The sequence below is a fragment of the Streptomyces sp. MUSC 14 genome (assembly GCF_001866675.1).
GTDB lineage: Bacteria > Actinomycetota > Actinomycetes > Streptomycetales > Streptomycetaceae > Streptomyces.
Genome location: NZ_MLYN01000022.1, coordinates 164,446 through 182,900 on the forward strand (window position 1 = coordinate 164,446; position 18,455 = coordinate 182,900).

General features: G+C 73.1%; 15 protein-coding genes. 12 read left to right on the forward strand and 3 right to left on the reverse strand.

The window, feature by feature from the left end:
• Positions 1 to 4 precede the first annotated feature (4 nt).
• From BIV25_RS13895 to BIV25_RS13920, 6 genes are all read left to right on the forward strand, one after another.
• Positions 5 to 1,867: a biotin carboxylase N-terminal domain-containing protein gene (locus BIV25_RS13895; protein ID WP_218158459.1), complete on the forward strand. Its 1,863-nt coding sequence runs from the start codon at positions 5 to 7 to the stop codon at positions 1,865 to 1,867.
• A gap of 7 nt (positions 1,868 to 1,874) precedes the next feature.
• On the forward strand, positions 1,875 to 3,035 hold the full coding sequence (locus BIV25_RS13900; RefSeq protein ID WP_071372587.1) for an acyl-CoA dehydrogenase family protein: 1,161 nt from the start codon (positions 1,875 to 1,877) through the stop codon (positions 3,033 to 3,035).
• 40 nt (positions 3,036 to 3,075) lie between these two features.
• Positions 3,076 to 4,644, forward strand: a complete 1,569-nt coding sequence (locus BIV25_RS13905) for a 4-coumarate--CoA ligase family protein (protein WP_071372588.1) — start codon at positions 3,076 to 3,078, stop codon at positions 4,642 to 4,644.
• Between the two features lie 9 nt (positions 4,645 to 4,653).
• Positions 4,654 to 5,391, forward strand: coding sequence for an enoyl-CoA hydratase family protein (locus BIV25_RS13910; RefSeq protein ID WP_071372589.1), 738 nt, complete (start codon positions 4,654 to 4,656; stop codon positions 5,389 to 5,391).
• A 4-nt stretch (positions 5,392 to 5,395) separates the two neighbouring features.
• Entirely contained in the window at positions 5,396 to 5,998 is a 603-nt protein-coding gene (locus tag BIV25_RS13915) for a TetR/AcrR family transcriptional regulator (RefSeq protein ID WP_071372590.1), read from the forward strand.
• 241 nt (positions 5,999 to 6,239) lie between these two features.
• Entirely contained in the window at positions 6,240 to 7,274 is a 1,035-nt protein-coding gene (locus tag BIV25_RS13920; protein WP_071372591.1) for an isopenicillin N synthase family oxygenase, read from the forward strand.
• 50 nt (positions 7,275 to 7,324) lie between these two features.
• Here BIV25_RS13920 and BIV25_RS13925 read toward each other — a convergent pair whose 3' ends face one another.
• Positions 7,325 to 8,425, reverse strand: a complete 1,101-nt coding sequence (locus tag BIV25_RS13925; RefSeq protein WP_071372592.1) for a citrate synthase 2 — start codon at positions 8,423 to 8,425, stop codon at positions 7,325 to 7,327.
• 263 nt (positions 8,426 to 8,688) lie between these two features.
• Between BIV25_RS13925 and pdxH the strand changes: the two genes are divergently transcribed.
• Positions 8,689 to 9,327, forward strand: coding sequence for a pyridoxamine 5'-phosphate oxidase (gene pdxH, locus BIV25_RS13930; protein ID WP_071372650.1), 639 nt, complete (start codon positions 8,689 to 8,691; stop codon positions 9,325 to 9,327).
• Positions 9,328 to 9,719: 392 nt separating this feature from the next.
• A complete protein-coding gene (locus tag BIV25_RS13935; RefSeq protein WP_071372593.1) occupies positions 9,720 to 11,144 on the forward strand; it encodes a PAS domain-containing protein in 1,425 nt (474 codons plus the stop codon).
• Positions 11,145 to 11,170: 26 nt separating this feature from the next.
• Here BIV25_RS13935 and BIV25_RS13940 read toward each other — a convergent pair whose 3' ends face one another.
• Positions 11,171 to 11,926 carry an SIS domain-containing protein gene (locus tag BIV25_RS13940; protein WP_071372594.1) on the reverse strand — a complete coding sequence of 252 codons (756 nt, stop codon included), beginning with the start codon at positions 11,924 to 11,926 and terminating at the stop codon, positions 11,171 to 11,173.
• A gap of 217 nt (positions 11,927 to 12,143) precedes the next feature.
• Between BIV25_RS13940 and BIV25_RS13945 the strand changes: the two genes are divergently transcribed.
• Positions 12,144 to 12,836, forward strand: a complete 693-nt coding sequence (locus tag BIV25_RS13945; RefSeq protein ID WP_055710351.1) for a metal-dependent transcriptional regulator — start codon at positions 12,144 to 12,146, stop codon at positions 12,834 to 12,836.
• A gap of 343 nt (positions 12,837 to 13,179) precedes the next feature.
• On the forward strand, positions 13,180 to 14,064 hold the full coding sequence (locus BIV25_RS13950) for an alpha/beta fold hydrolase (RefSeq protein WP_071372651.1): 885 nt from the start codon (positions 13,180 to 13,182) through the stop codon (positions 14,062 to 14,064).
• Positions 14,065 to 14,256: 192 nt separating this feature from the next.
• Here BIV25_RS13950 and BIV25_RS13955 read toward each other — a convergent pair whose 3' ends face one another.
• Entirely contained in the window at positions 14,257 to 14,922 is a 666-nt protein-coding gene (locus BIV25_RS13955) for a bifunctional DNA primase/polymerase (protein WP_071372595.1), read from the reverse strand.
• Positions 14,923 to 15,206: 284 nt separating this feature from the next.
• Between BIV25_RS13955 and BIV25_RS13960 the strand changes: the two genes are divergently transcribed.
• Positions 15,207 to 16,592: a transcriptional regulator gene (locus BIV25_RS13960; RefSeq protein ID WP_071372596.1), complete on the forward strand. Its 1,386-nt coding sequence runs from the start codon at positions 15,207 to 15,209 to the stop codon at positions 16,590 to 16,592.
• Positions 16,593 to 16,794: 202 nt separating this feature from the next.
• Positions 16,795 to 18,387: a hypothetical protein gene (locus tag BIV25_RS49220; protein ID WP_071372597.1), complete on the forward strand. Its 1,593-nt coding sequence runs from the start codon at positions 16,795 to 16,797 to the stop codon at positions 18,385 to 18,387.
• Positions 18,388 to 18,455 lie beyond the last annotated feature (68 nt).

Consider the following 18,455-nt stretch of genomic DNA (forward strand, 5'->3'; position numbering starts at 1 on the left):
TTCCGTGATCTCTGCGATTTCGACAGTGCTCGTCGCCAACCGGGGCGAGATCGCCTGCCGGATCTTCCGCACCTGCCGTGAGTCGGGAATCCGGACGGTCGCCGTGCACTCGGACGCCGACGAGAACGCGCTCCACGCGCGCGTGGCCGACACGGCGGTACGGCTGCCGGGCGCGGCGCCCGCCGAGACGTATCTGCGCGGCGACCTGATCGTGAAGGCGGCCCTCGCCGCCGGCGCGGACGCCGTGCACCCCGGCTACGGCTTCCTCTCCGAGAACCCCGACTTCGCCCGCGCCGTGCTCGACGCCGGCCTGACCTGGATCGGCCCGCCCCCGGAGGCCATCGAGGCGATGGCGTCCAAGACCCGCGCGAAGGAGCTGATGGGTCTCGCGCCCCTCGACGCGGCGCAGGTCACGGAGGCCGAGCTGCCGGTACTGGTGAAGGCGGCCGCCGGCGGCGGGGGGCGCGGGATGCGGATCGTGCGCCGCCTGGAGGAGCTGAGCACCGCACTGGAGGCCGCGCGCGCCGAGGCCGCGAGCGCCTTCGGTGACGGCGAGGTCTTCGTGGAGCCGTATCTGGAGCACGGCCGCCATGTCGAGGTGCAGATCCTCGCCGACGCCCACGGCACCGTGTGGCCGCTCGGCACCCGCGACTGCTCCCTCCAGCGCCGCCACCAGAAGGTGATCGAGGAGGCCCCGGCGCCCGGACTCCCCGAGGGGCTCACGGAGCAGCTGTACGCGCTGGCCGTGCAGGCCGCGCGCGCCGTCGCCTACGTGGGCGCGGGCACCGTCGAGTTCCTCGTCGCCGACGGCCGCGCGCACTTCCTGGAGATGAACACCCGCCTCCAGGTCGAACACCGCGTGACGGAGGAGGTGTTCGGGCTCGACCTGGTCGCCGAACAGCTCCGCGTCGCCGAAGGCCACGCGCTGCCGAAAGAGCCGCCACGCGCGCGTGGGCACGCGATCGAGGCCCGCCTGTACGCCGAGGACCCCGCCCGCGACTGGGCCCCGCAGACCGGCACCCTGCACCGGCTGGCCGTACCGGCCGGTGTCCGGCTCGACACCGGCTATACCGACGGTGACGCCATCGGCGTCCACTACGACCCGATGCTGGCCAAGGTCGTCGCCCACGCAGCCACCCGCGCGGAGGCGATCCGCAGGCTCGCCGGAGCACTGGAGCGCGCGGAGATCCACGGCCCGGCCACCAACCGCGCCCTGCTGATCCGCTCCCTGCGCCACGAGGAGTTCACCAGCGGCCGCATGGACACCGGCTTCTACGACCGTCACCTCACCGCACTGACCGAGCCCGCCCCCGACCCGTACGCTCCCCTCGCTGCGGCCCTCGCCGACGCCCACGGCCGCTCCCGCTTCGGCGGCTGGCGCAACCTGCCCTCACAGCCGCAGGCGAAGCGGTACGCGGTGGCGGGGGAGGAGCAGGAGGTCCGCTACTGGCACACGAGGGAAGGCCTGGGGGCGGACGGGGTACGCGTCGTGCACGCCGACGAGCGCGCGGTCGTACTCGAAGTGGACGGTGTGGAACGGAAGTTCGTGATCGCTCGCTACGGCGACGAGGTGTACGTGGGCACCACCCGCCTCACCGCCCTGCCCCGTTTCCCCGACCCCACCGCCCGGCTCGCCCCCGGTTCCCTGCTCGCGCCGATGCCGGGCACGGTCGTCCGCGTCGCCGAGGGACTGGCGGAGGGGGCGGCGGTCCGGGCCGGCCAAGGCCTCGTCTGGCTGGAGGCGATGAAGATGCAGCACCGGATCTCGGCGCCGGTCACCGGAACCCTGACCGCGCTGCACGCCAGGACCGGCCAGCAGGTGGAACCCGGAATGCTGCTCGCCGTAGTGCAGGAAACCTCTTCTTAGGAGCCTCATGTCTCCCGTCATCGAAACCGAAGAGCACAAAGCCCTCCGCTCAGCGGTAGCCGCCCTCGGCAAGCGCTACGGACGCGACTACCTCGTCCAGGCGGTCGCCGCCGGAAAGCCCCCCACCGAACTCTGGTCCGAGGCCGGAAAACTCGGCTACCTCGGCGTCAACCTCCCGGAGGAGTACGGCGGCGGAGGCGGCGGCATCAGCGAACTCTCCATCGTGCTGGAAGAACTGGGCGCCGCGGGCTCGCCGCTGCTGATGCTCGTCGTCTCGCCCGCCATCTGCGGAACGGTCGTCTCCCGCTTCGGCACCGAGGCCCAGAAACAGACCTGGCTCCCCGGCATCGCCGACGGCACCCGGCTCATGGCCTTCGGCATCACCGAACCCGACGCCGGCTCCAACTCCCACCGCATCACCACGACCGCGCGCAAGGACGGCGCCGACTGGCTGCTCAGCGGCCGCAAGGTCTTCATCTCCGGTGTCGACATCGCCGACGCCGTCCTGATCGTCGGCCGCACCGAGGACGCCCGCACCGGACGCCTCAAGCCCTGCCTGTTCATCGTCCCGACGGACGCCGAAGGCTTCGAAAAGCGCCCCATCGACATGGAACTGAGCGCGGCCGAGAAGCAGTTCGAGCTGGTCCTGGACGACGTGCGGCTGCCCGCCGACGCGCTCGTCGGCGACGAGGACGCGGGTCTGCTGCAACTGTTCGCCGGACTCAACCCCGAGCGGATCATGACCGCCGCGTTCGCCATCGGGATGGGCCGGTACGCGCTCGCCAAGGCGATCGAGTACGCCCGCGACCGCACCGTCTGGGAGGCTCCCATCGGCGCCCACCAGGCCGTCGCGCACCCCCTGGCCCAGGCGCACATCGACCTGGAGCTGGCCAGGCTGATGATGCAGAAGGCGGCCCACCTCTACGACGCCGGCGACGACATGGGCGCGGGCGAGGCCGCCAACATGGCGAAGTACGCGGCCGGGGAGGCCTGTGTGAAGGCCGTCGACCAGGCCGTGCACACGCTCGGCGGCAACGGCCTCACGCGCGAGTTCGGTCTCGCCTCGCTGATAACGGCCGCGCGTGTGGCTCGTATCGCGCCGGTGAGCCGGGAGATGATTCTCAACTACGTCTCCCACCAGACGCTCGGCCTGCCCAAGTCGTACTGAGCCGAGCCGCACCGAACCGCCGCTTCCGCCTGGAGGAACCGTGTTCCGCAGCGAGTACGCAGACGTTCCGCCCGTAGAACTCCCCATCCACGAGGCCGTCCTGGGCCGGGCGGCCGAGTTCGGCGACCTGCCCGCGCTGATCGACGGCACGGACGGCACCACGCTCACGTACGAGCAGGTGGACCGGTTCCACCGGCGCGTCGCCGCCGGGCTCGCCGACGCCGGCGTACGCAAGGGCGACGTCCTCGCCCTGCACAGCCCCAACACGATCGCCTTCCCGACCGCCTTCTACGCGGCCACGCGCGCGGGTGCCTCCGTCACCACGGTGCACCCGCTCGCCACGCCCGAGGAGTTCGCCAAACAGCTCCGCGACAGCGCCGCCCGTTGGATCGTCACCGTCTCACCGCTGCTCGGCACGGCCCGCCGGGCCGCCGAACTCGCGGGCGGCGTACGGGAGATATTCGTCTGCGACGGCGCGAGCGGGCACCGCTCGCTGACCGACATGCTCGCGACCACCGCCCCCGAGCCGCGGCCCGCCCTGGACCCGGCCGAGGACATCGCGGCCCTGCCGTACTCCTCCGGCACCACCGGCGTCCCCAAGGGCGTCATGCTCACCCACCGGCAGATCGCCACCAACCTCGCCCAGCTGGAGCCCGCCGTCCCGGCCGCCCCCGGCGACCGCGTCCTCGCCGTCCTGCCGTTCTTCCACATCTACGGCCTCACCGCCCTCATGAACGCGCCGCTGCGCCAGGGCGCCACGGTCGTCGTACTGCCCCGCTTCGAGCTGGAGACCTTCCTCGCGGCCATCCAGAACCACCGCATCACCGGCCTGTACGTGGCCCCGCCGATCGTCCTCGCCCTCGCCAAGCACCCGGCGGTCGCCGACTACGACCTGTCCTCGCTGAAGCACGTCATCTGCGCCGCCGCCCCGCTGGACGCGCACCTCGCGCGCGCGTGCGCCGAGCGGCTCGGACTGCCCCCGATCGGCCAGGCCTACGGCATGACGGAACTGTCCCCGGGCACGCACGTCGTCCCCCTCGCCCGCCTGCACGACGCCCCCGCCGGCACGGTCGGCCGCCTCGTCGCCGGTACCGAGATGCGGATCGTCTCCCTGGACGACCCCGGCAAGGACCTCGCCGCCGGCGAGCCGGGCGAGATCCTGATCCGCGGACCGCAGGTGATGAAGGGCTACCTCGGCCGCCCCGACGCCACCACCGCCATGATCGACGCCGACGGCTGGCTGCACACCGGAGACGTCGGGCACGTCGACGCGGACGGCTGGCTGTACGTCGTGGACCGGGTGAAGGAACTCATCAAGTACAAGGGCTTCCAGGTGGCCCCCGCCGAGCTGGAGGCGCTGCTCCTCACCCACCCCGGCATCGCCGACGCCGCCGTCATCGGGTCCTGCAACGAGGACGGCAACGAGGTCCCGCACGCCTTCGTGGTCCGCCGGGCCGGTGCCGCCGAGGACCTGACGGAGAACGAGATCATGCTGTACGTCGCCGAACGGGTCGCGCCCTACAAACGCGTCCGCCGGATCACCTTCATCGACACCGTCCCGCGCGCGGCCTCCGGCAAGATCCTGCGCCGCGAACTGCGGGCACTCTAGGGAGCACGCGTGAGCACACCGATCGGCCGCACGCGCACGCGTGGCGTCGAGACCCTCAGCCTCGACGCCACCGGCACCCGCAACGCGCTCTCGGCGGCCCTCGTCTCCGGCCTGGCGAGCGCGCTGGCCGACTGCGCCGCGGACGCGGACGTACGCGCCGTCGTCCTCACCCACAGCGGCAACACCTTCAGCGCGGGTGCCGACCTGCGCGACCCGCCCGAACCGGACGCGCTCGTCGGCCTGCTCCGGCAGATCGTGGAACTGCCCCGACCGGTCGTCGCCCGGGTCACCGGGCACGTCCGCGCGGGCGGCCTCGGCCTGCTCGCCGCCTGCGACCTCGCCGCCGCGTCCGCCACGGCCACCTTCGCCTTCACCGAGGTCCGCATCGGGGTCGCCCCCGCGGTGATCTCCCTGCCCGTGATCCCGCGCACCGACCCCCGAGCCCTGGCCCGCTACTACCTCACCGGCGAGCGCTTCGATCCGGCCGAGGCCGTCCGCCTGGGCCTGCTCACCACGGCGGGCGAGGACGTGGACGAGGCCCTGGCCCCCATCCTCGACGGCCTGCGCCGCTCCTCCCTCGAGGCCCTGGCCGAGACGAAACGGCTGCTCACGGCTAGGGTGCTGGAAACATTCGACCGGGACGCGGCGGAGCTGACCGCGCTCTCGGCCCGGCTGTTCGCCTCCGGCCCGGCCCGGGAGGGGATGACGGCCTTCCTTCAGAAGCGGGACGCGGCATGGGTGGTGTGACCGGATGAGCACGACGGCGGAACGCGACCGCGCGCCCAAACAGGACCGCAGCCGGGCCACCCGGCAGCGGCTGCTGGAGGCCGCCGTGGCCTGCCTGGCCGAACACGGCTGGGCGGGCTCCACCGTCTCCGTCGTCGCCGAACGCGCCGGTGTCTCCCGGGGCGCCGCCCAGCACCACTTCCCGACCCGCGAGGACCTGTTCACGGCCGCCGTCGAGTACGTCGCCGAGGAGCGCTCCAGTGCGCTGCGCGAGCTCTTCCCGGGCGGCGCCGCCACCGACCGCCGGGCCGTCCTCGCGGCCGTCGTCGGCCTCTACACCGGCCCCCTCTTCCGCGCCGCCCTGCACCTGTGGGTCGCCGCCTCCGACGAGGACCAGCTCCGCGCGCGTGTGACCGAGCTGGAGGCCCGCGTCGGCCGCGAGACCCACCGCATCGCCGTCGAACTGCTCGGCGCCGACGAGCGGCTCCCCGGCGTCCGGGAGACCGTCCAGGGCTTCCTGGACATGGCCCGCGGCCTCGGCCTCGCCAACCTCCTGACCGACGACACCGCCCGCCGCGACCGGGTCGTCGCCCAGTGGGCCGACCTGCTGGAACGCGCCCTCGCCTGAGCCGGAGAAGCGTGAAAGCGTGAAGCAGGCCACATCCGTATCCCGTACGGCGCAGTACTCTTGCCGCATGCTTCCGATGCTCGTTCGCCGTCGCCACGTGGACTACGTGCGCGTCACGAGCATGGGCTGTCGCCTTTCGGCCTGAATCAGCCCCTTTCTTCCGCTCCTTCTTACGGCATCCTGGGCGCCGCCCTACCCTCGGCGGCCTGCCCGTGGCCCACACACCCCTGTGGACGCACCCATGACCTCGCACACCGCGACGAACCCGTCGTACGAACAGCTCCCGATCATCGACCTGTCGGCCGCCGACCGCGGCTCCCAGGCCCGGGCCCTGCTCCACGCCCAACTGCACAGCGCCGCGCACGACGTCGGCTTCTTCCAGCTCGTCGGGCACGGCGTGACCCGGGCCGAGACCGACGCGCTGCTCACCGCCATGCGCGCCTTCTTCGCCCTTCCCGAGGCCGACCGGCTCGCCCTCGACAACGTCAACTCCCCGCATTTCCGCGGCTACACCCGCACCGGCGACGAGCGCACCGCGGGTGCCCGCGACTGGCGCGACCAGCTCGACATCGGCGCCGAACGCCCCGCCCGCGTCCCGGGCCCGGCCGAGCCGCCGTACTGGTGGCTCCAGGGGCCCAACCAGTGGCCCGCCGCCCTGCCAGAGCTGCGCAGCGCCGCCCTGACCTGGATCGACAGGCTGAGCGCGGTCGCGGAACGCCTCCTCGCCGAACTGCTGACGGCGATCGGCGCCCCGGCCGACTTCTACGCCCCGGCCTTCGGCGAGCACGCCCACCCGCACCTCAAGCTCGTCCGCTACCCCGGCAGCGCGGGCGACGGCACCGACCAGGGCGTCGGCGCCCACAAGGACTACGGCTTCCTCACCCTGCTCCTGCAGGACACGGTCGGCGGCCTCCAGGTCCAGCGCGAGGACGGCCTCTTCCACGACGTCCCGCCCGTCCCGGGCGCCTTCGTGGTCAACCTCGGCGAACTGCTGGAAGTGGCCACCAACGGCTACCTGGTGGCCACCAACCACCGCGTGGTCAGCCCGCCCGGAGCGACGGAACGCTTCTCGGTCCCGTTCTTCTACAACCCCCGCCTGGACGCGAGGATCCAGCCGCTGTCCTTCCCGCACGCGGCGACGGCCCCCGGCATCACGACCGACCCCACGAACCCGCTGTACGCCGAGTACGGCTACAACGAGCTCAAGGGCAAGCTGAGGGCGCATCCGCTGGTGGCGGAGCGGCATCACGGGAAGCTGCTGACACCGGCGGGGTGAACGCCGCCGGGGCGCGGGGGCGCGTACCCCTCAGGTATGAGGTACGCCCCTCAGCGGGCGATGTCCGCGAACCCGTCCACATCCCGCGGACTGCGCACCCCCGGCCCCACGTACCGCGCGGAAGGCCGCACCAGGCGGCCCGTGCGCTTCTGCTCCAGGATGTGCGCCGACCAGCCGGCGGTCCGGGCACACGTGAACATCGACGTGAACATGTGGGCCGGGACCTCGGCGAAGTCCAGCATGATCGCCGCCCAGAACTCCACGTTGGTCGCCAGCACACGGTCCGGGCGCCGGCTGTGCAGCTCGTCCAGCGCGGCCTTCTCCAGGGCCTGTGCGACCTCGAACCGCGGCGCCCCCAACTCCCGTGCCGTACGCCGCAGTACACGCGCGCGCGGGTCCTCGGCCCGGTACACCCGGTGCCCGAAGCCCATCAGCCGCTCGCCGCGGTCCAGGGCCCGCTTCACGTACCCCTCCGCGTCCCCGGTGCGCTCGATCTCCTCGATCATGCCGAGCACCCGGGACGGCGCGCCGCCGTGCAGCGGACCGGACATCGCGCCGACCGCCCCCGACAGCGCGGCGGCCACGTCGGCACCGGTCGACGCGATCACCCGCGCCGTGAAGGTCGACGCGTTCATGCCGTGCTCGGCGGCGGAGGTCCAGTACGCGTCCACGGCCGCGACGTGCTTCGGGTCCGGCTCGCCCCGCCAGCGGATCATGAACCGTTCGACCACCGACCGGGCCTTGTCGATCTCCCGCTGCGGCACCATCGGCCGCCCCTGCCCGCGCGCGGACTGGGCGACGTACGACAGCGCCATCACGGCGGCCCGCGCGAGGTCGTCGCGGGCCTGGTGCTCGTCGATGTCGAGCAGCGGCTTCAGCCCCCACACCGGCGCGAGCATGGCGAGCGCCGCCTGCACGTCCACCCGGATGTCACCGGAGTGCACCGGGACCGGGAACGGCTCGGCGGGCGGCAGGCCGGGGGTGAAGGCGCCGTCGACCAGCAGCCCCCACACGTTCCCGAACGAGACGTGCCCGACCAGGTCCTCGATGTCGACGCCCCGGTAGCGCAGGGCGCCGCCCTCCTTGTCCGGCTCGGCGATCTCCGTCTCGAACGCGACGACTCCCTCGAGTCCGGGTACGAAATCGGACATCAGGCGGCTCCTCGTGATGTGTCGGGGGTGGTCACCCCGGTGATGCCCCGATCGGCCGGTGGTCACCCGGTGGTCACCCGTACGCAGGGCTCATCGGCGGGGAACCAGCACGATATCCCTCAGTGCCAGATATCGGGAGACCGAACGACACTGAGTGCCACGACTGTTCGAGATATCTTCGGTGGCGGGTACGGCAAGATGACCGCGTGACCGACCGCGAATTCCGCCTGGACTCCCTCGACCCCGCCTTCGATCCCGCCGCCATGCGCAAGCAGTACCGGGTCGACGGCCTCGCCGAACAGGACCTCGCCTCGCACCCCATGGACCAGTTCACGCGCTGGTTCGAGGACGCCGCGCGCGTGGCCCTGCACGGCACGCTCTACGAACCCAACGCCATGGTCGTCTCCACGGCGGACGCGACGGGCCGCCCCAGTTCACGCACGGTCCTGATGAAGCGGTACGACAGCGACGGCTTCGTCTTCTACACCAACTACGACTCCCGCAAGAGCCGTGACCTCGCGGAGAACCCGCACGTCTCGCTGCTCTTCCCCTGGCATCCGATCGCCCGACAGATCATCGTCACGGGCACCGCCCGCCGCACCGGCCGCGACGAGACCGCCGCCTACTTCCGTACCCGCCCGCACGGCTCCCAGCTGGGCGCCTGGGCCAGCGCCCAGTCCGCGGTGATCGCCTCCCGCACCGAACTGGTCGCGGCCTACGCCGATCTCCAGGCCCGCTACCCCGAGGGCGAACAGGTCCCGGTCCCCCCGCACTGGGGCGGCTTCCGGGTCGTCCCGGAGACGGTCGAGTTCTGGCAGGGCCGTGAGAACCGCCTCCACGACCGGCTGCGCTACGTCTCCCGCCCTGACGGCACCTGGGCGGTAGAACGCCTCAGCCCCTGAGGGACGGTGAAGCCCCGGGAACGCAGACGACCCGCGGGCTGGGTTCCTCCGAGGAGGAGCCGGCCGGACGTACCGGCAGCCCGCGGGTCGGGTGACTGCTTGGGATAGGCCGGCTGCATGCTCGTATCGCACGCTGGTCCGGCACCGCACAGAGCGTGGTGACGGGCCGCTAGCCCGCAGCCACCTCACGCGTCCGGTATGCATACATCTGCCGAACCACCTCCCTTCTCGTGTACCTCACACCCTAGGAAGCCGACGGGAGACGCTCAAGCTCTTTTTTCTCGGGAACAGGATGTGGGCTGAGTCACGTTCCAGTTGAATGAAGGCCAGTGAGAGGCCAGTGAGCGAGTCGTGCGCCGTTTACGCGCCGACGCAGCCTGCAGGGGGTCCAGGTGAGTGCTTCCCGGCGGAGTGGGACCACCGACGAGCTGGGGCCGGACGAGCCTGGCGAGCCGGGCCAGCCCGGTGAGTCCGGTGAGTCCGGGGGGTCCGATCTGCTCGCCGCGCTGCTCGACGGCATGGACGCGGCGCTGTGCGCCTTCGACGCCGACGGGGTCGTCACGCACTGGAACCGGGAGGCCGAGCGGATCCTCGGCTGGACGGCCGCCGAGGCGGTCGGCCGGCACGGCTTCGCGGGCTGGGCGGTGCGCAGCGCCGACGCCGAGGAGGTCCAGTCCCGGCTGATGTCCGCCATGCACGCGGCCGGCCGGCAGGTGCACGAGTTCGCCCTGGTGACCAAGGACGGCGGGCGGGTCCTGGTGCGCACGCAGTCCGCCGCCGTACGCGGTCCCGACGGCAAGCCCGCCGGCCTGTACTGCGCGTTCAGCGAGGTGCACGCGCAGATCGACCTGGAGCGGTCGATCGCGCTGAGCGAGGCCCTCTTCGAGGACGCGGCATGGGGCGTCGTCCTCATCGACGCCGATCTGCGCCCCGCCGTCGTCAACGCGCACGCGGCCCGTGCCCTCGGCGTCGGCCGTACGTCCGTGCTCGGCAGGCCCCTCGGCGAGCTGCTCGCCCAGGGCGTCGAGGACCTGGAGGCCGCGCTCACCCACGTCCTGTCCGAGGGCGCGCCGCCCGCGCCCGCCGAGATGTGGGTGAGCCTGCGCACCCCGGAGGGCGAGCGGCGGCGCTGCTGGCGCAGCGGCTTCGTACGGCTCGCCTCGCCGCTCGCGGAGGAACCGGTGCCGCTCGGCGTGGGCTGGCTGTTCCAGGACGTCACCGAGGCCAAGCAGGGCGATCAGGAGGCGTCCCTGCTGCGCTTCCGCGCCAACCAGCTGCGCCGCGCGGGCCACGCCGCCGCCGAGTGCGAGGACCCGGCCGAGGCGGTCACCGTCCACCTGGACTTCGCGCTCGCCGGCTTCGCCGACCACGCCCTGATCGACCGCGTGGCCCACTCCTCGCGCGCCGCCGGGGAAGAGGGCCAGGAGGGCGCCGTACGGCTGGTGCGGCTGGCCGCCACGCCCGCCGGGGCGCCGGGCCCGAGCATGCTGACCGGCGCGGCCGGGCTGCCCGTGCGCTATGCCGCCGGGCATCCGGCCGTGCAGTGCGTGGAGCGGGCCGGCTCCGTGCGCGCGGACGCCGGGTCGGTCCCGGCGGAGCTGGCGCGGCAGTGGGCGCTGGCCCGGCAGTGGCCCGACGACGCGGTGCACGCCCTGTGCGCGGTGCTGCGCAGCCGGGGCCGCACCCTCGGCGTCGTGACCTTCCTGCGCGGCTGCGGCCGCGCCCGCTTCGAGCGCTCCGACACGGTCTACGCCGAGGACGTGGCCGTACGCATAGCGGCCGCGCTGGACCTGGCGGACGCGGCGCACGGCGAGTAGGCGATACCTGCCGTCGGGCCTCCGGGTCAGTGCCGGTAGAAGATCCGGTCGCCGTACTCCCGCATCACCCGGCCGTTCCACTCGTGTCCGCCGTCGACGTTGCCCGAGCGCAGCAGCGGGGGCTCGATGCCGCGCTCGGCGAGGGTGGCGGCGGCGGTCGCCATGACGGCCTGCAGCAGGGCGGTGGTGACCACCGTGGAGGCGGGCGCGAAGGGCGCCGGGATGGTGTCGAGGGTGAGTTCGGCGTCGCCGACGGCGATCTTCGAGTCGAGGACGAGGTCGCAGTGGTCCTTCAGGAAGGTGCCCGAGACGTGCCGGGACGTCGTCTCGGCGGCGTACGCGACCGAGGTCACGCCGATGACCTTCACGCCGAGCACGCGGGCGTTCAGCGCCATCTCGACGGGCAGCGCGTTGCGGCCGGACAGGGAGATGATCACCAGGGCGTCGCCCGCGCGGACCGGCGAGGTGTCGAGAACGGCGCTCGCCAGGCCGTCGACGCGTTCGAGGGCGGAGCCGAGGGTGGCCGGGGTGACGTCGACGCCCACGACGCCGGGCACGGCCAGCAGGTTCATCAGGGCGAGGCCGCCGGCGCGGTAGACGACGTCCTGCGCGGCCAGCGAGGAGTGCCCGGCGCCGAAGGCGAACAGGCGGCCGCCGGCCGCGACGGTGTCGGCGAGCAGGGTGCCGGCCGCCCTGATCGGCTCGGCCTCCTCCTCGCGGACCCGTTGCAGCAGGTTGATGGCGGCGTCGAAGAACAGGTCGGCAGGCGTGCCGTCGCTCATGCGGTGCCCCTTCGCAGCGTCTGTGTCGCGGATCACCGTGCGGTCTGGACCAGTGCGGTGTCAATACGGCCGAGGGGGAGCGCACCGAAGGGGGCCGGCCCCTCGTTTTCCCGGTGCCCCCCGCTTGTCAGTGGGATCCGGCAGAATTGGTGCCAGGGCCAGCGCACGCGCCGGGCTTCGGGCAGAGGTTTCCGGCAGAGGTAATCGAGGGGCACGTATGTCCGGACTGATCGACACCACGGAGATGTATCTCCGCACCATCCTCGAACTCGAAGAGGAAGGCGTCGTGCCCATGCGAGCCCGCATCGCGGAGCGGCTCGACCAGAGCGGGCCGACGGTGAGCCAGACGGTGGCACGCATGGAGCGCGACGGCCTGGTGTCCGTCGCCAGCGACCGCCACCTGGAGCTCACGGACGAGGGCAGACGGCTCGCCACGCGCGTGATGCGCAAGCACCGGCTGGCCGAGTGCCTCCTCGTCGACGTGATCGGCCTGGAGTGGGAGCAGGTCCACGCCGAGGCGTGCCGCTGGGAGCACGTGATGAGCGAGGCCGTGGAGCGCCGCGTCCTGGAGCTGCTGCGGCACCCGACCGAGTCGCCGTACGGCAACCCGATCCCGGGTCTGGAGGAGCTGGGCGAGAAGGACGGCGCCGACCCGTTCCTGGACGAGAGCATGGTCTCGCTGGCCGACCTCGACGCGGGGGCCGACGGCAAGACGGTCGTCGTCCGCCGGATCGGCGAGCCGATCCAGACGGACGCCCAGTTGATGTACACGCTGCGGCGCGCGGGCGTGCAGCCCGGCTCCGTGGTGAGCGTGACCGAGTCGGCCGGCGGTGTGCTGGTGGGCAGCGGCGGCGAGGCGGCCGAGCTGGAGGCGGACGTCGCCTCCCATGTGTTCGTCGCCAAGCGCTGACAAGCGAAGGGCCCCGGCGCCTTGCGGCGCCGGGGCCTGTCCTCCCCTGTGCTGACCCGGAGCCCCGAGCTCTCAGGGTCATCCCCCTCGGACCGTTTTTCCCCGAGCGGTCCGCCTCCCGCCAGAAAGATCCCCTGGGCGGCGGCGATCATTCCTGGAGGGGTGTCACTCGAATGAGGGGTGTTGTCCGCGGAAACAGATCTTTCGAATAGCCATTCGATAATCTGCGACGGTACGACATGACATGGCACGACATGACGAGCACGACAGCGACAGCAGCGAGTACGAGCGAGTACGGCAGTACACCGGTACGAGGCAGGCGGAGCTGGGGGGTGCCAAGCCCATGGCGCGACGTATCGACGTGACGGGAGCGGGCGGGGTGCGCCTGGCCGCCTGGGAGTTCGCCGACCCTCCCAAGACGGACCCGGCGGTCGCCGACCGGCCGGCCCCGCAGCCCGGCGCTCCGGGCGTGCTCCTGCTCCACGGGCTGATGGGCCGCGCCTCGCACTGGGCGTCGACCGCCCGCTGGCTCGCCGCCCGGCACCGCGCGGTCGCCCTCGACCAGCGCGGCCACGGCCAGAGCGACAAGCCCGTGCAGGCCGCGTACACCCGCGAGGCCTACGTCGAGGACGCCGAGGCCGCCCTCGAACAGCTCGGCCTCGCCCCCGCCGTCCTCGTCGGCCACGCCATGGGCGCGCTGACCGCCTGGCAGCTCGCCGCGAAACGCCCCGACCTCGTGCGGGGCCTGGTCATCTGCGACATGCGCGCCTCCGCTCTCGGCGCGGCCTCGCAGCGCGAATGGGCCGAGTGGTTCCGCTCCTGGCCCGTCCCCTTCGCCACGCTCGCCGACGTCCGCAAGTGGTTCGGCGAGGACGACCCCTGGGCTGAGCGCCCGAACCCCGCGCGCGGCGCGTTCTACGCCGAGGTCATGCACGAGTCGGCGGACGGCTGGCGCCCCGTCTTCGAGCCGGAGCAGATGCTCAACTCCCGCGAGACATGGGTGTACGACGCCCACTGGGAGGAGCTGGCCCAGGTCCGGTGCCCCGCGCTGGTCGTCCGCGGCCTGGACGGCGAGCTGGGCCGCGCGGAGGCGCAGGAGATGGTGCGGGTGCTGCCCCGGGGGGAGTACGCGGAAGTGACGGACGCGGGGCACCTGGCCCACTACGACCGGCCGGTGGCTTGGCGGTCGGCTGTGCTGCCGTTTCTTGATTCGTTGCTCGGGGATTGAGGGGCTGCGCGTCTGCCGGGCTGCTGCTTCGTCGGCGGGTGCGGGTGGGCGGTGGGTTCTCGCGCAGTTCCCCGCGCCCCTCAGGCATGTTGATGCTCGCCGACCCAAGGGGCGCGGGGAACTGCGTGACAAGCCACGAACCACCCGCACCCGCCGACGGAACGGAAACCCGGCACACGCGTGGGCGAACGCCTACCGGTCCCTTCCGCACGCGTACGCCAGCGGGGAGATCAGCTCCTCCGCGTCCGGCAGCCATCGGTTCGCCGGGGTCGGGCGGCACGCCCACTGGACGGCGCCGCGGGAGCCGAAGCGGGTCGGCGGGGCGGCGACGTAGGAGCCCTCGCCCAGGGCCGCGAGGTCGAGGGACGACAGCGACCAGCCCAGCTTGCGCACCAGCTCCGGCACCTTCGCGCAGCCGCCCGGCAGCACGAAGAACTGCATCCGCCGGTCCGGCGCGAGCGTCACCGGCCCCAGCGTCAGCTGCATCCGCTCCATCCGGGCCAGCGCCAGGAACCCCGCGCTCTCCGGGACGGACAGCGCGTCGAAGGTCCGTCCCGTCGGCAGCAGGATCGACGCGGTCGGCTGCTTCTGCCACATCCGGCGCGCGACGGTCGCACTGCCGGTCGCCTGGGTCGGCCAGTCGGGGCGCGCGGGGTGCGCACCCGGCGCAGAGCAGGAGACGTCGCCGCACGAGCAGTGCTGCCGCCCGTCGGCGGCTTCCAGCCAGGTGCCGGGGACCACGTCCCAGTGCCGCTCCTCGGCGTACCGTACGGCGGTCTCCAGCAGCGTTTCCCCACGCTGCTGCGGAATCTGACCGGTCATCTGACTGTTCGGGGCGCCCGCGATCGTCTCTTCCACGCTCCTCTCAACTCCCGTGCCCACCTGGAGTTACGGCCGTACCGCGCGCGGGGGAGGAGCATCGATTCCGCAGCCGGGGCGCATGGGTGCACGTGCGGGGGCGCGTGGGGGGAAGCGGGGCGTGGGGTGGGTAGCCAGGTAGGGGGTTGGCAACCGTCTTTACCCCGGCAAACCGCACATGTCGCGCATTGACGGTATGTCAGCTGGGCAGTGATCTTTCCGAACGGATCGACTCGGCCGGATCTTTGCTCCAGGGGATCGCAACGCATCACAGGGGGTTGTACATGGCCGCAAGGCCTCTCGTGGCGAGGCAGCCGAACGAACGGCTGCAGGCACTCATCCAGGAAGCGGGATGCTCGAACGCCGGGCTGGCCCGGCGGGTCAACATGTGCGGGGCGGAGCACGGACTCGACCTGCGCTACGACAAGACGTCCGTGGCCCGCTGGCTGCGCGGCCAGCAGCCGCGGGGCCGGGCGCCGGCCGTCATCGCGGAGGCGCTGGGGCGCAAGCTCGGCCGTACGGTCACGATCGACGAGATCGGCATGGCCAACGGCAAGAACCTCGCTTCGGGGGTCGGTCTCCAGTTCTCGCCGACGGTACTGGGGGCCATCGAGCAGGTCTGCGAGCTGTGGCGCAGCGACGTGGGGCGCCGGGACTTCCTGTCCGGCTCCTCCGTCGCCGCCTCCGCGCTGGTCGAGCCCAGCCGCGACTGGCTGATCTCGGCGCCGGACTCCCAGGTGGCCCGGCAGGCGGGCCCGAGAGTCGGCCAGGCCGACGTCGCCGCCGTACGGTCCATGACACAGGCGCTGACCGACCTGGACCACCAGTTCGGCAGCGGACACGTCCGGCCGGTCGTCGTGCACTACCTCAACAGCGTCGTCTCCGGGCTGCTCGCCGGCTCCTACCGGGAGGCGGTCGGGCGCGAACTCTTCGCCGCCGTCGCCCGGTTGACCGAGCTGGCCGGCTACATGGCGGTGGACACCGGCCAACCCGGCCTGGCCCAGCGGTACTACATCCAGTCGCTGCGGCTCGCCCAGGCCGCCGGGGACCGCGGCTACGGCGGCTACGTGCTCGCCGCGTCCATGAGCCACCTCGCCGCGCAGCTCGGAAACCCGCGCGAGATCTCCCAGTTGGCGCGGGCGGCGCAGGAGGGCGCGCGCGGGCAGGTGACGCCGCGGGTGGAGGCGATGTTCCACGCGGCCGAGGCGCGCGGGCACGCCCTGCTCGGTGACGCGCGCGCGGCACAGACGGCCACCGGGCGCGCGGTCACGGCGATGGAGCAGGCGGACGACGCCTCCGGGGACGACCCGGCCTGGATCCGGCACTTCGACGAGGCTTATCTGGCCGACGAGTTGGCGCACTGCCACCGCGACCTCGGTCAGGCCGAGCAGGCGGCCCGGTACGCCGAGCAGTCGCTGGCCGGGCACCCCGAGCACCGGGCCCGCCGGCGCGCCATCGGCTATGTGCTGCTCGCCACGGCCCAGGTGCAGCAGCGCGAGATCGAACAGGCCTGCACCACCGGCCTGAAGGCGGTCGAGCTGCTCCAGTCGCTGCGCTCCAACCGGGGCGCCGAGTATCTGGAGGATCTCCAGCAGCGGCTGGAGCCGTTCGGGGAGGAGGCGGTGGTAAGGGAGTTCGGGGCGCGTCTCGATCTCCAGCAGGCCGCCTGAACACCGGCCCCGCGATGCGGTGAACACCCGGGAAACGGAACCCCCGGGTGTGACATGTGCCCTTGTACTGCGCATTGCGGGGCGGTTTTGTTACCACTCTCACAGGGATCGAGGTCGTGCCCTGAGCTGCGTGGCACCCGGCTCGGGGGACCCGGTAGCGTGACCCGACGATTCACAAGGTCCCCCATTAGTAGGAGTCCCGGTGACGCAGAGTGGACAACGCGAGGAGCCCGCGGCGCAGAACGCGCGCGAAGGCATCGTGCTGCCCTCCGACGGAGGCGAGCCCGTGCTGCCCGGCATGACCGGCGCGCCCGCTCCCGCCGCCCCCGCCGGCGGGCAGGCCTGGAGCGGATCCTGGGGGCCCGGACAGCAGCCGTCCCAGCCCGGCCAGGGCTGGCCCCCGGCGGCCGCCCAGCAGTGGGAGGCGCCCGCGGCGAGCCCCGGCGCGCTGCCGCCCGAGGGGGCCCCGGCCCCGTCGTACGGCGGCCAGGGCGGCGCGTACGGCACGGTTGCGCCGTACCAGCACCAGCCGGAGTACCCGCAGCCGCAGCAGCACCAGCCGGAGTACCCGCAGACCGCCGCGCACGGCGCGCATGCCGCCCCGGCCGGCGCCGCGCCGCTGCCGCCCGCCGTGCCGCCCGCCCGGCCCGGCGCGCTGCCCCCGGCGGCCGACGGTGCCACGCAGTACATACCGCCGGTCCCGGCCGTACCCGGCCCCGCCGACGAGGGCGCCACCCAGTACATACCGCCCGTGCAGGCCGCTCCGGCCGACGGTGCGACGCAGTACATCCCCCCGGTGACCCCCGGCGCCCTGCCGCCCGAGGCGAGCGGTGAGGAGACCCGCTACCTCGGTGTCACGCCGCAGCAGCCGGCGCCCGCGTCGTCCGACGCGGAGGCCACCCAGTACATCCCGCCGTACACGGCCCAGGCCCAGGGCGGGGACCGGCAGCCGCCGGCCGAGTTCGACAACCTCTTCCGCAGCGGCCCGGCGGGCGCCGACGGCGTGGCCGGGTCCACCCAGCAGCTGCCGCGCGTCGAATCGCCGGGCGGCTACCAGGGCCCCGCCCAGGCGCACGCCCCGGCACAACCGTCGTACGGCCAGTCGCAGACGTCGTACGGGGCGCAGCAGCCGGCGTACGACCCGGCGCACGACGACGACCGGCCCCGGCGGAAGTCGCGGGTGCCGCTGATCGCGGGCATCGGCGTCGGTATCGTCGTGATCGGCGTGGGCGCCGGCGCGCTCCTCAGCGACGGCGGCAGCAAGGGCACCGACAGCAAGACGGTCGCCGCCACGTCCCCGGCCGCGGGCCAGGGCTCCGCCGCGCCCGGCGCCGACCCGGCCCGGCAGCAGGCGGTCGAGCTGGACAAGCTGCTCGCCGACAGCGGCAGCAGCCGCGCCTCGGTGATCAGCGCGGTGGCCGCCGTCAAGGGGTGCGACAACCTCGACGGCTCCGCCGCCGACCTGCGCGCCGCGGCCAAGCAGCGCGACGGGCTGGTCACTCGGCTCGGCACGCTGGCCGTCGACAAGCTGCCGAACAACGCCGCCCTGACCGGCGCGCTGACCCAGGCCTGGCAGGCCTCCGCCGCGGCCGACAACCACTACGCGGCCTGGGCCGACCAGGTCAAGGGCCAGCACAAGGGCTGCCGCAAGGGCCATGCCAAGGTCACCGGGGAGGCCCAGGCGGGCAACCGGGCCAGCGGTACCGCCAGCGAGCAGAAGGCGAAGGCGGCCGGGCTGTGGAACGCGATCGCGCAGAAGTACGGCCTGACCCAGCGCCAGCCCACCCAGTTGTGAGCCGCGGCCGCTGAGCCGCGGCCTGTGACCCGTACCGCCGTCGGCACCCGTACTCCCGCCGGGGCCGG